Here is a 13,201-nt window from a genome sequence, read left to right as displayed (position 1 = left end):
CACCCCGCAAAAACAAGTCGGACCCGGTGAGCGAGACGCCTGATGCGCACCGATCGGTGTGCCCGTTGCCCCCTGCTTTCTCGCGCGTGCCGCAAGACCTGCGACGCGCTCCATGTTTCACGCGGCCTCGGTTCGCGCGCGCCGGTCATCCGGGCGCGGCGGACCTTCGTCGGGGCGGTGACGCCCGCCCGGTATCCCCAACCGGACGGATCGCCCGGCGAAACCAGCCGGAAGGCAAAAAGGCGCCCGCGCGACGGACGGTCGTCGTCCGCTCCGATTTACCGACTCTGCATGGAGACAACCCCCATGACTCAAGCCAGCCTGAGCGCCAACGCGCTCAACGCCTCCTCCTCGTCCAACGTCGCCACTCGTGATCTGCCCTCGTGGGTGCGTCACCGCAAGCTGATCGACTGGGTGTCGCGCATCGCGGCGATCACGCAGCCCGAGCGCGTCGTCTGGTGCGATGGCTCCGAGCAGGAGTACGACCGCCTGTGCGAGCAGATGGTCGCCGCCGGAACGATGAAGCGGCTCAACCCTGCCAAGCGTCCGAACTCGTTCCTCGCGCTGTCCGACCCGTCGGACGTCGCGCGTGTGGAAGACCGCACGTTCATCTGCAGCGAGAAGCGCGAAGACGCCGGGCCGACGAATCACTGGATCGATCCTCGCGAGATGCGCGGCACGCTCGACGGCCTGTTCCAGGGCTGCATGCGCGGACGCACGATGTACGTGGTGCCGTTCTCCATGGGGCCGCTGGGCTCGCCCATCGCCCACATCGGCGTGGAGCTATCCGATACGCCATACGTGGCCGTGAACATGCGCATCATGACGCGCATGGGCCGGGCGGTGTACGACGTGCTCGGCGAAGACGGCGAGTTCGTGCCGTGCGTGCATTCCGTCGGCAAGCCGCTTGCCGCCGGCGAGAAGGACGTGGCGTGGCCGTGCAACAGCACGAAGTACATCGTTCACTTCCCCGAGACGCGCGAAATCTGGAGCTACGGCTCTGGCTACGGCGGCAACGCGCTGTTGGGCAAGAAGTGCTTCGCGCTGCGCATTGCCTCGAAGATGGGCCGCGACGAAGGCTGGCTCGCCGAGCACATGCTGATCCTCGGCGTGACGTCGCCCGCGGGCCGGAAGTACCACGTGGCCGCGGCGTTCCCGTCGGCGTGCGGCAAGACCAACTTCGCGATGCTGATCGCCCCCAAGGGCTTCGAGGGCTGGAAGGTCGAGACCATTGGCGACGACATCGCATGGATCAAGCCGGGCAAGGACGGGCGTCTGTATGCGATCAACCCGGAAGCGGGCTTCTTCGGCGTGGCGCCCGGCACGAGCCAGAAGACCAACCCGAACGCGCTCGCCACGCTCGGCGAGAACGTGATCTTCACCAACGTGGCGCTCACCGATGACGGCGACGTGTGGTGGGAAGGGCTCACCGACACGCCGCCGGCGCATCTGACCGACTGGCAAGGCAAGGACTGGACGCCGGAAATCGCGAAGGAGACGGGGCGCAAGGCGGCGCATCCGAACTCGCGCTTCACGGTGAGCGCGTCGCAATGCCCGTCGATCGATCCCGACTGGGAGAACCCGGCCGGCGTGCCGATCGACGCCTTCATCTTCGGCGGCCGCCGTTCGACCACCGTGCCACTGGTGACCGAAGCGCGCGACTGGACCGAAGGCGTGTACATGGCGGCGACGATGGGCTCCGAGACGACCGCGGCGGCGGCGGGCCAGCAAGGCGTGGTGCGTCGCGATCCGTTCGCGATGCTGCCGTTCTGCGGCTACAACATGGCCGACTACTTCCAGCACTGGCTCGACACCGGCGCGCGCCTGGACAAGATGGGCGCAACGCTGCCGAAGATCTACTGCGTGAACTGGTTCCGCAAGGGCGCCGACGGCAAGTTCGTGTGGCCGGGCTTCGGCGAGAACATGCGCGTGCTGGCCTGGATGCTCGGCCGTATCGACGGCACGGCAAAGGGCGAGGAGAACGCGTTCGGGATCACGCCGCGTTACGAAGATCTGAACTGGAATGGCCTGTCGTTCACGAAGGCGCAATTCGACGAGGTGACGTCGATGGACCCGGCAGCATGGCGCGAAGAGCTCAAGCTCCACGCCGAACTCTTCGAGACGCTCAGGCACCATCTGCCGCAAGCGCTGCTCGACACGAAGGCCGAGATCGAGCGTCGCCTGAACGGGTGACGCCGCGCGCAGCGTCGATCGTCAGGCGCGAGCCATGATCGCGGCCGGGTGAGGCCGCATCGATTGCCGCATGTCACCACCACCCTCCCATCGAAGGCGACTTCGATGGGATTTTTTATGGAGTGCCCGCCGTCTCGGCGCGGGGGCCGCGGCTCATCGTCGTCGCGCGCCACGTCGGGGAGTTTCGCAACACGGGTGTGGAAGAGGTAGACGCCGTTTCCTCATTGACCGGCGAGCCGGCTGCCGCGCGTGAGCGGGCTTTCAATGCCGTGAAGACGCTCAAAGCGCTCAAAGTGTTCAAAGCGCTCAAAGTGTTCAAAGCCGGTTCTCCACCGCGAACTTGATCAGCTCGGCCTGGCCTTCGATGCCGAGCTTGCGCTTGATGTTGAGCCGATGCGTCTCCACGGTTCGCACCGACAGATCCATCTCCGTTGCAATCTGCTTGTTCGCCAGTCCGCGAGCGATGCGGGAGAGGATTTCACGCTCGCGAGGCGTGAGCGAATCGATCGGCGCGTGTGTCGTCGATGCCTGCACCACCCGCGCGGCGATCGCGGCGCTGTAATAGGCGTCGCCGCGCGCGACGCGTTCGATGGCCGTCACGATCTCGTGTGCGGGCGCGTCCTTGAGCACATAGCCGCGCGCGCCGGCACGGACCGCCTGACGCACGTACTCGGCGTTATCGTGCATCGAAAGAATCAGCACGGCGATATGCGGGAACTGCTCGCGAAACAGCGCGGTCAGCTCGATGCCGTTCGTGCCACGCATGCTGATGTCCATGAGCGCGAGATCGGGCGACGCCGTCCGGGCGCGCGCCAGCGCTTCCTGTGCGTTGCCGGCTTCGCCGACCACTTGCAGGTTGGGGGCCGCCTCGAATCGTGCGCGCAGGCCGTCGCGCACAAGCGGATGGTCGTCGATCAACAGCAGTCGGATAGGGTGAGCTTGCGTCATTTGCTGGAGGTGGCACGAAGCGCCGCTTTCGCGGCGGGCGTAAGCGGCACCCACGCACTGATGGTGGTGAGGCCGGGCCAGGACTGGATGCCGAGAACACCGCCCACGGCGTCGAGGCGTTCGCGCATGTTGCGCAGGCCGATGCCGTGCCGCGGATCGTGATGCACGTCGGTCACGTCGAAGCCGCGTCCGTCGTCGGCGATCGACAGATGAATGCCGTCGGGCTTGAAGATGAGCAGGATCGACACGCGCGAAGCCTGCGCATGCCGTTCGATATTGGTCAGCGCTTCCTGCGCGATACGGAACAGCATCGTCTTGATGTTGTCGTCGAGTGCCGGCGCTTCGCCTTCGACGTCCATCTCCACAGGCAGCCCCGCGTGAGAGCCGAACTCCCGCGCCAACTGGTCGATGGCCGCGGCAAGGCCCAGATCGTCGAGCATGGCCGGACGTAGCGCCTGCGAGATGCGCCGGACTTCACCGAGCGTGCCGTTCAGGCGCTCGATCGCCACGCCAAGCGTCGTGCTTGCCGCCGCCGGCGAGCCAGGCAGGCGCATCGACGCCGACTCGAGCAGCAGCTTGACCGAGACGAGCAGCTGGCTGATGCCGTCGTGCAGTTCGCGCGAAATCCGTGCGCGCTCGATCTCCTGTGACTCCACGACCTGGCGCGCGAGCTGGCGCAGCTTCGCATCGGCCGTCTTCAGCTCGGTGATGTTCACGACGAGGCCGCACAACCCCACGATTGCCAGGCACGACGAAGCGATGAGCGTGATCCAGATGAGCGTGCGGTCGATGTTGGCCTGTGCGCGATCGTCGGACTGGCGCAGCGTGGCTTGCACATCGTCGAGGTAAATGCCGGTGCCGATCATCCAGTTCCAGCGCGGCAGCGCGATCACGTAGCCGAGCTTGGGCGCCATGTGTTGCAGCGACGGCTTCTCCCACGCGTACTGCACGTAGCCGCCGCCGGAGCGAGCGGCGCCGATCAGGCGCTGGATCGTGGGTGCGCCGGACTCGTCCTTGAGCGCCCAGAGGTTATGACCGACAAGCTCGGGCTGGCGCGGATGCATCAGGCTCTTGCCGTCGAGGTCATAGACGAAGAAGTAGCCGTCCTTGCCGAACTCCATGCGCGCGAGCGTGGCGAGCGCCGCGTCGCGGGCGGCGGGGGTGTCGGGGCCGTTGTAGAGCGGCTCGATGGCGTTGCGCGCGAGGCCCACGTAATGCAGCAGCTCGGCGCGCTTGTTGGCCAGCAGCGCCGTCTGCACCGCTTCGTGTTGCGCGCGCGCGAGCTCGTTGCCCTGGTAGCGCACGGCCAGTGCGATGGCGACCATCGCGAGCGCGACGGGCAGCAGCGCCAGGACGAAAAATTTCTGTCGGAGGTTCATGGCATTCGAAAGGCCTGCAATGCCCCCGCATGCTGCAGGGGGCATCGGGCAGGCGTTCGCTACGTAATAGCACGTAGTTCGCCTGCGTAGTTCCGCGCTTGTGGCACGGCGGGCAAACGCCAATACTACACGGCGAATCGTGGCTGGGGCCCCCAGGCGCGTCCGCTGGACGCATTCAGGAGCCCAACGTTCGCTTCCGCACATTGCGTACTGGCTATGTCGCCTCGTCGACTTTCGCCGCCCCGCACCCCCGCAAAGAGGGGCTAAAGAGGCGCAATACGAGGGCGGATGTGTCGCGGTTCACGGCGTCGTCGCGGCGCCGGTACAAGAGGCGGGACGGTGCCGCAACGGCACGGTCCCGGGGTTGCTGCCCGAAGGAGGCAGTTCCGAGGAGAGACAATGAATCGCATCTGGCAACAACTGCCCTGGGCAGCGGTGGCCATCGTCGGCGCGTGCGCGCTCGGCACGGTGGCTCTATCGCGCGGCGAAACCGTCAGCGCACTCTGGATCGTGATCGCAGCCGTCTGCGTTTACCTGATCGCCTATCGTTTCTACAGCAAGTTCATCGCCACGCGCGTCGCGCAGCTCGACGGCACGCGCATGACGCCGGCCTGGCGCCATAACGACGGGCTCGACTACGTGCCGACCAACCGCTATGTGCTGTTCGGCCACCATTTCGCCGCCATTGCCGGCGCCGGCCCGCTCGTGGGCCCGGTGCTTGCCGCGCAGATGGGCTACCTGCCCGGCATGCTGTGGATTCTGGCGGGCGTGGTCTTCGCGGGCGCCGTGCAGGACTTCATGGTGCTGTTCATCTCCACGCGCCGCGACGGCCGCTCGCTGGGCGACCTCGTGAAGTCCGAGCTCGGCATGATTCCCGGTGTGATCGCTCTGTTCGGCGCATTCCTCATCATGATCATCATCCTCGCGGTGCTCGCGCTGATCGTGGTCAAGGCGTTGACCGGATCGCCGTGGGGCACGTTCACCGTCGGGTTGACCATTCCGATCGCGCTTTTCATGGGCGTGTACACGCGTTTCATTCGCCCGGGCCGCATCGGCGAAGTGTCAGTCATCGGCTTCGTCATGCTCATGGCCGCGATCTACTTCGGTCAGAACGTGCACGACAGCGCCACGCTCGCACCGCTGTTCACGTTCGACGGCAAGCAACTGACCTGGATGCTGATCGGCTATGGCTTCATTGCGTCGGTGCTGCCGGTGTGGCTGCTGCTCGCGCCGCGCGACTATCTGTCGACGTTCCTCAAGATCGGCACGATCCTGGCGCTCGCCATCGGCATTCTGGTCGTCGCGCCGGAGCTGAAGATGCCCGCGCTCACGCAGTTCGTGGACGGCAGCGGTCCGGTCTGGTCGGGCAAGCTGTTCCCGTTCCTCTTCATCACGATCGCGTGCGGCGCCGTATCGGGCTTCCATGCGCTGATCTCGTCGGGCACCACGCCCAAGCTGCTCGATAACGAAGTCAACGCGCGCTTCATCGGTTACGGCGGCATGCTGATGGAGTCGTTCGTGGCGATCATGGCGCTCGTGGCCGCGTCCGTGATCGATCCGGGCGTGTACTTCGCCATGAACAGCCCTGCCGCCGTGATCGGCACGACGCCGGAAGCCGTGGCGCAGGTCGTCTCGGGCTGGGGCTTCACCATCACGCCGGACGTGCTCACCGCAACGGCGCAGGCCGTGGGCGAGCACACGATCATCTCGCGCGCCGGCGGCGCACCGACGCTCGCCGTGGGCATGGCGCACATCCTGCACCAGGTGGTCGGCGGTGAAGCGATGATGGCCTTCTGGTACCACTTCGCGATTCTGTTCGAAGCGCTGTTCATCCTGACGGCCGTCGACGCCGGCACGCGCGCCGGACGCTTCATGCTGCAGGATCTGCTCGGCACCTTCGTGCCGTCGCTCAAGCGCACCGAATCGCTGCCCGCGAACCTGATCGCGACGGCGCTGTGCGTGGCCGCCTGGGGCTACTTCCTGTATCAGGGCGTGGTCGACCCGCTCGGCGGCATCAATACGCTGTGGCCGCTGTTCGGCATCTCCAACCAGATGCTCGCCGCCATCGCGCTGACGCTCGCTACGTGCGTGCTGTTCAAGCTCAAGCGCGAGCGTTTCGCCTGGGTGACGATCCTGCCCACGCTGTGGCTGCTCGCCTGCACGCTCACGGCCGGCTGGCAGAAGATGTTCGATCCGGATCCGAAGGTCGGCTTCCTTGCTCACGCCGCGAAGTACCAGGCCGCGTTGGCCGACGGCAAGCTGCTCGCCCCGGCCAAGTCGGTGGCGCAGATGCAGCAGATCGTGTTCAACGATTACGTGGACGCGGCGCTCTCCGGTGTGTTCATGTTCGTGGTGGTGGCCGTGGTGGTCTTCGGTCTTCGCACGGTCATCGTGGCACGCAGCGCGAGCAAGCCGACGGCCAAGGAGACGCCGTTCGAGCCGATGCCCGCGGGTCGTCAGGTCTGAGGCGAACGGGAGACGCCATGCTCGACGAAGTCGGCAACGAACTCGGCAAGGTCGGTCGATATCTGGGCCAGGCCATGCGGTTGATGGTCGGCCTGCCCGATTACGACACTTACGTGGCGCACATGCGCGCCACGCACCCGGATCGGCCGATTATGAGCTACGAGGCGTTCTTCCGGGAACGCCAGGAGGCGCGCTACGGCGGCAAGAGCGGCGGACGCTGCTGCTGACGCCCGCCGTGCGCGCTGCGTCGGCCATGAAGAACGCCCGGGGGGCTTCCCCCGGGCGTTTTGCGTTTGGGGGCGCGGCCATCGCGCCCCGTGTGGGCACTCGCTCACATCACCTTCGCGCAACGCGCGTTGGCGGCGCTTTGGCGATAGGCGTCGAACACCTGGGCGACGACGCGCACCAGCAGGCGTCCGGCCGGCAGCACTCGCAAGCCCCGTGCGTCGAGACTCACGAGACCATCGGCGGCCAGATCGGCCAGCTCACCCAGTTCGTTGGCGAAGTAGGCGACGAAGTCGATGCCGTGCATCTGCTCGACGGCCGTGAAGTCGAGCGCCATATGGCACATCAGACGCGAAATGACGTCGCGCCGCAGCCGGTCGTCGTCGGTGAGCCGAACGCCGCGCGCGATCGCCAGGCCGCCGGCGTCGATCGCGTCGTAGTACGCCTTCAGGGTCTTGGCGTTTTGCGCGTAGCTGTCGCCGACCCGTCCGATGGAGGACATGCCCACGCCGATGAGGTCGCAGTCCGCGCGCGTGCTGTAGCCCTGGAAGTTGCGCTGCAGCGTGCCGGCCGCCTGGGCGCGGGCGAGTTCGTCGTCGGGACGCGCGAAGTGGTCCATGCCGATGTAGACGTAGCCGGCAGCGCTCAGCCGCGCGATGATCGTTTGCAGCAGCTCGAGCTTGCGCGCACCGTCGGGCAGGGCGTCGGGCAGGCAGCGCTGCATCTTGAATTGCTGTGGCAGATGCGCGTAGCTGAACACCGACAGGCGGTCGGGCGCCATCTCGATCACGGCGTCGAGCGTGCGGGAGAAGGACTCGGGCGTCTGGTAGGGCAGCCCGTAGATCAGATCGAAGTTGACCGAGCGAAAGCCGCTGCTTCGCGCGGCTTGCAGCGTGGCTTCGACGAGTGCGCGCGGCTGAATGCGATGAATGGCTGCCTGCACGCGGGGGTCGAAGTCCTGCACGCCAATCGACAACCGGTTGAAGCCGAGCGCGCGCAACGCCCGGATCGACGCCGGACCGGCGCTGCGCGGGTCGATTTCGATGGCGTATTCGGCGCTGTCGTCGCTTGCCATCACGAACTGGCGGGCGATGGCGTCGACGAGCGACGCAATCTGTTCCAGCGAGAGAAACGTGGGCGTGCCGCCGCCCCAGTGCATCTGCGCGAGCGCGCGACCCGCGCCGAGCAACGACGCCTGACGTGCGATCTCGGCGTGAAGCCGCTCGACATACGCCTGCGCGTGCGCGCGATTGCCGGTGACGATCTTGGTGCATGCGCAGTAGAAGCACACGGTGTCGCAGAACGGCACGTGGACATAGAGCGACAGCGGCTTGCCGGTGCGTTTGGACTGCGCGGCCGCGCGGGCATAGTCTTCGACGCTGAAATCGTCGCGGAACTGCAGCGCCGTGGGGTAGGACGTGTAGCGCGGGCCGCCTACGTCGTAGCGGCGCAGCAGCCGTGCATCGAAGTGCAGGGGGGCGCATGGCGCAGCCCCGTGCGAATGAGCGGTCGAATGGGCAGTCGAATGGACGGTTTGCGCCGCCGCGGCGCGGGCGCCGCGCGGCGGCATCAACGGCAGGGGATTCATGACGATGCCGGCCCAAGGCCGGTGACGAAGGTGACATGGCACTGTAGCGTCGCGATGAACGCGCCGCCCTGACCTGCGTCAAACATCCGCCGCCGGGACCCGGACGCGCGCGAATGGCGACCGGGTCGGGCCGGTCTGCGTGACATTGCGCACCGCGCCGGCATGCAGATATCGCCGTGCGCCGGCCGCGCGGCGCTCATGCGCCGAAAGCCTTGCCACGTCAGGCAAATTTTGGCCGTGTACGGTAAGCTAACGCCTTATCGAAGTCTCCGCCGCGTCGACAGCCCTGGAGGCACGCGCGGCGCGCCCCCGAACGGTTCGGGGCGGCGGTCCGTCCGATGCCTGCGGGAACCCGCAGAACCGGGGAATCCCCGGCCCGCCCCAGCTGGTCTTTGCCGGAGCGACGCGGCACATCACGATTGGAAACAACATGGACCGTCTGCAATCGATGCGCGTTTTCGTCAAGGTGGCCGATAACGGGAGCTTTGCCCGTACCGCTGCCCAGATGGATCTGTCGGCCGCTGTGGTCACGCGGCACGTCGCGGAACTGGAATCGCACCTCGGTGTTCGTCTGCTCAACCGCACCACGCGCAGCCTCTCGCTCACCGGCGCGGGGCAGGTGTATCTCGAGCGCTGCCGTCAGATCATCGATGAAGTGGACGAGGCCGACGCGCTGATCTCCAGCGCCTCGCGCGACCCGAAGGGCACGCTCAAGGTGGTGGCGCCAGTGTCGTTCGGTTTGCGCAACCTCGCGCCGCTCGTCAAGAAATACCAGGAGATGCACCCGAAGGTGGTGGTCGACCTCACGCTGACCGATCGCGCGATCGATCTGGTGGAAGAGGGCTACGACTGCGGCATTCTCCTCACGCGCATGATCAACAGCGAAAGCCTGATTTCGCGCGTGCTCGCCGAGACGCGCGTGATGTTGTGCGCTTCGCCGGCCTATATCGCCGAGCATGGCGAGCCCGTCACGCCGCAAGAGCTGGGTGAGCATGGCGTGCTTGGCCTGCCGAACGATTTCTGGAGCGACGAGCGCGTATTCTCGGGTCCGGACGGCGAAGTGCGCGTGCGGGTCCAGAACAAGTTCATCTGCAACAACACCGCGCTGCTGCGTCAGTCGGTGCTGCTCGGGCACGGGATTGCGTTTTTGCCGTCGTACCTCGTGGGCAACGACGTGCGCGACGGCGATCTCGTTGCGCTGCTGCGCAACTTCACGCAAACGCCGGTCGACGTCTCGCTCGTCTACCCGAGCCGCAAGTATCTATCGGCGAAAACGCGCGGTTTCATCGATCTGACCGTCGAATATTTCCGCCAGAACGAAGGGATTTCCGCCGCCGAGCGCTGGGTGCCGCCCAAGCTGCCGTCGCCGACGACCCCCAATACGGAAATCCCGGTGTGAGGCCGCGCCAAGGGTGAGGCGCGGCCCGGACCCGTCGCGTCCGCGAGCGTCCGACCTTGCAACCGGACAACAAAACGGCCACTGCCCATAAGGGAGTGGCCGTTTTTCATTGTCCCGCGCGACGGGGCGGGCTCATACGGTCAAGCGCGCTCAGAACGGCGCGTCGTCGTCGTCGAACGAGGCGTCGCCGGACGGTGCCGGCTTGCTGCTCGTCGTCTTGGACTTCGCCGTTGTCTTGCGTGCTGCCGCCTTCTTGGCGGGCGCCTTCGTGGCAGCGCTCTTCGCCGGCGCCGTCTTGCGCGCCGGCGTGGCCTTCTCGTCACCGTCGCCATCGGCTGCCTTCGCGGCTGCCTTCGCGGCGGTCTTCTTCGGCGCCTTTGCTTCGAACTCGAAGCCGATGGTGCCGTCCTTCTGCTTGGCCAGATAGGCCTTGAACGTGCGGCCCGTGCGCGATGACTTGAAGTTCGTCAGCAGATCGGTCTTCCCTTCGGTAAGCAATTTGTGAATCTGCTCGCGCGAAATTTCCTGCTGCAGGATCACCTTGCCCGAAGTGAAGTCGCATGTCTTCGGGTTGGCCACGGCGTTCTCGCACACGTAACGCATGCCGTGCTCGAACACGCGGCCGCCGCACTTCGGACACTTGCCGACCGGCTCCTGCCCCGTGAAGTCCGGCGCTTCGCCGTCTTCGTCGCCGCTGTCCTGGCCGAAGTCGAACTCGAGCTTGTAGCCCATCTCGTCGTCGGGCGAGAGCTTGAGGATCGCCGAGAACGGACGGCCCATCTTGCTGCGAAAGCCCGAGAGCGGCCCGATCGTCTTGTTCTTCAGCAATTCCTCGACTTCCGGGATTTCGAACTGGCGTCCGCCCGGAATCTTCGAGATCGAGAAGCTGCAGTTCGTACAGGCGAACCGGCGGTAGTTTTCCTTGACCACACCGCCGCAATGCGGGCATGGCGTGGCGAGAGTGGCGTAGTCGCCCGGGATCGTGTCCGAATCGTATTCCTTCGCGCGCTTGACGATGGTCTGCGTCATCTGCGCGATCTCGTGCATAAATTCGTCGCGCTTGAGGCCGCCGCGCTCGATCTGCGAGAGCTTCGCTTCCCACTCGCCCGTGAGTTCGGGCAGCGTGAGTTCGTCCACACCCAGCCCGCGCAGCAGCGTCATGAGCTGGAACGCCTTGGCCGTCGGATGCAGTTCGCGCCCTTCGCGCACGAGGTATTTCTCGGTGAGCAGGCCTTCGATGATGGCCGCGCGCGTGGCCGGCGTGCCGAGCCCCTTGCCCGCCATGGCCTCGCGCAACTCGCCGTCTTCGACGAGCTTGCCCGCGCCTTCCATGGCCGAGAGCAGCGTCGCTTCGCTGTAGCGTGCGGGCGGTTTGGTCTGCAGGCCCACGGCTTCGACCTTGTCCACGCCGACTTTCTCGTCCTTGGCGACCGGCACGAGCGTCGGCTGGTCGTCCTTGCCTTCCTTGCTGTCGCCGGCACTCTCCCTGCCATAGACGGCGAGCCAGCCGGCGTTCACGAGAACCTTGCCCTCGGTCTTGAAGTGGTGCCCCACCACTTCCGTGATGCGGGTCGTCACCTGATACTCGGCCGCCGGGAAGAACACGGCGAGGAAGCGCTTGACGACGAGGTCGTACAGCTTCTGTTCCGGCTCGGAGAGATTCTTCGGCGCCTGCAGCGTCGGGATGATGGCGAAGTGATCGCTGATCTTGCTGTTGTCGAAGATCCGCTTGTTCGGCTTGACCCAGTCCTTGCTCAGGACCTGGTTGGCGAACTGGTGATAGTTGTTGCTCTCCTTGAGCACGGCCATCGTCTCCTTGACGGTGGCCAGATAGTCTTCCGGAAGCGCGCGCGCGTCGGTACGCGGGTACGTGAGCACCTTGTGCTTTTCGTACAGCGCCTGCGCCAGACCCAGCGTGTTCTTCGCGGAGAAGCCGAAGCGGCTGTTCGCTTCGCGCTGCAGGCTCGTCAGGTCGAACAGCAGCGGCGAGAGTTGCGTCGACGGCTTCGATTCTTCGGTGACCGTGCCGTGCTTGCCGCGCACGGCTGCCACGACCGATTCGGCTGCCGCCAGGCTCCACAGACGCGAGTCGCGCTGCTCCGGGTCGAATTCGTTGCGCTTGAAGTTCGGGTCGAACCAGCGGCCTTCGTAGAAGCCCGCCGAGGCGACGAATTCGGCCTTCACTTCCCAGTAGTCGCGCGAGACGAACTTGCGAATCTTCTCTTCGCGCTCGACCACGATCGAGAGTGTCGGCGTCTGCACGCGGCCGACCGTGGTGAGGAAAAAGCCGCCGCCCTTGCTGTTGAAGGCAGTCATGGCGCGCGTGCCGTTGATGCCGACGAGCCAGTCGGCTTCGGCGCGGCTGCGCGCGGCGTCGGCGAGCGGCAGCATGTCGTCGTCGCTGCGCAGGCGCTTGAAGCCGTCGCGGATCGACTGCGGCGTCATCGACTGCAGCCACAGGCGCTTGATCGGCTGCTTCGCCTTCGCGTGTTGTGCGATCAGGCGGAAAATCAGTTCCCCTTCGCGCCCCGCGTCACAGGCGTTGATCAGCAAGTCGATGTCCTTGCGCTTGATGAGCTTGGTGAGCACCTTCAGGCGCGACTCGCTCTTGGCGATCGGCTTGAGGTCGAAGTGGGGGGGAATTACGGGAAGGTTGGCGAAGCTCCACTTGCCGCGTTTGACTTCGTAGTCTTCCGGCGCGCCGATTTCGACGAGGTGGCCAACCGCCGACGAGACGACGTAATCGTCGCTCTCGAAGTACTCGTCATGCTTGGTAAAGCCGCCCAACGCCCGCGCGATGTCGTTCGCGACAGACGGTTTCTCGGCAATGATCAGAGCTTTTGACATGACGTTAGGTAATGTTGAGGGGGGTGTCGCCAGGCGACATTCGTTGGCTTTATAACATATAGCCAATCCGGCGTTGCCGTCGGATCGGGCACAAGGCGTGCCCGAAAGCGGCACATCATAAGCGCGCCGCAAGCCGGCGGCAAGGCCGTGCGCCGC

The 13,201-nt window shown here is 65.9% G+C and carries 8 protein-coding genes; 4 read left to right on the top strand and 4 right to left on the bottom strand.

Annotated features, from left to right (window positions below):
- Window positions 1–306 precede the first annotated feature (306 nt).
- Complete coding sequence (locus PNO31109_RS09550) at window positions 307–2,193, top strand: phosphoenolpyruvate carboxykinase (GTP) (RefSeq protein WP_241014096.1); 1,887 nt, start codon at window positions 307–309, stop codon at window positions 2,191–2,193.
- A 315-nt stretch (window positions 2,194–2,508) separates the two neighbouring features.
- On the opposite strand, the gene PNO31109_RS09545 is transcribed toward PNO31109_RS09550, so the two are convergent.
- Both PNO31109_RS09545 and PNO31109_RS09540 read right to left on the bottom strand, forming a co-directional pair.
- On the bottom strand, window positions 2,509–3,141 hold the full coding sequence (locus PNO31109_RS09545; RefSeq protein WP_150555379.1) for a response regulator: 633 nt from the start codon (window positions 3,139–3,141) through the stop codon (window positions 2,509–2,511).
- Entirely contained in the window at window positions 3,138–4,520 is a 1,383-nt protein-coding gene (locus tag PNO31109_RS09540; protein ID WP_150555378.1) for a cache domain-containing protein, read from the bottom strand. The genes PNO31109_RS09545 and PNO31109_RS09540 overlap by 4 nt, the downstream gene beginning before the upstream one ends.
- 399 nt (window positions 4,521–4,919) lie before the next feature.
- On the opposite strand from PNO31109_RS09540, the gene PNO31109_RS09535 reads away from it, so the two are divergent.
- On the top strand, window positions 4,920–6,986 hold the full coding sequence (locus PNO31109_RS09535) for a carbon starvation CstA family protein (protein ID WP_150555377.1): 2,067 nt from the start codon (window positions 4,920–4,922) through the stop codon (window positions 6,984–6,986).
- 17 nt (window positions 6,987–7,003) lie between these two features.
- Window positions 7,004–7,213, top strand: coding sequence for a YbdD/YjiX family protein (locus PNO31109_RS09530; protein WP_150555376.1), 210 nt, complete (start codon window positions 7,004–7,006; stop codon window positions 7,211–7,213).
- 104 nt (window positions 7,214–7,317) lie between these two features.
- On the opposite strand, the gene hemN is transcribed toward PNO31109_RS09530, so the two are convergent.
- Complete coding sequence (gene hemN, locus PNO31109_RS09525; RefSeq protein ID WP_241014097.1) at window positions 7,318–8,799, bottom strand: oxygen-independent coproporphyrinogen III oxidase; 1,482 nt, start codon at window positions 8,797–8,799, stop codon at window positions 7,318–7,320.
- Between the two features lie 430 nt (window positions 8,800–9,229).
- On the opposite strand from hemN, the gene PNO31109_RS09520 reads away from it, so the two are divergent.
- Window positions 9,230–10,198 carry a LysR family transcriptional regulator gene (locus PNO31109_RS09520; RefSeq protein ID WP_150555375.1) on the top strand — a complete coding sequence of 323 codons (969 nt, stop codon included), beginning with the start codon at window positions 9,230–9,232 and terminating at the stop codon, window positions 10,196–10,198.
- A gap of 150 nt (window positions 10,199–10,348) precedes the next feature.
- On the opposite strand, the gene PNO31109_RS09515 is transcribed toward PNO31109_RS09520, so the two are convergent.
- Window positions 10,349–13,045: a DNA topoisomerase III gene (locus tag PNO31109_RS09515; RefSeq protein WP_150555374.1), complete on the bottom strand. Its 2,697-nt coding sequence runs from the start codon at window positions 13,043–13,045 to the stop codon at window positions 10,349–10,351.
- Window positions 13,046–13,201: the final 156 nt, after the last annotated feature.

This window comes from Pandoraea nosoerga (genome assembly GCF_902459585.1).
Taxonomy (GTDB): Bacteria; Pseudomonadota; Gammaproteobacteria; order Burkholderiales; family Burkholderiaceae; genus Pandoraea; species Pandoraea nosoerga.
The sequence above is the reverse complement of the archived record's forward strand: the minus strand, read 5'-3'. Positions and strand labels throughout refer to the sequence as shown.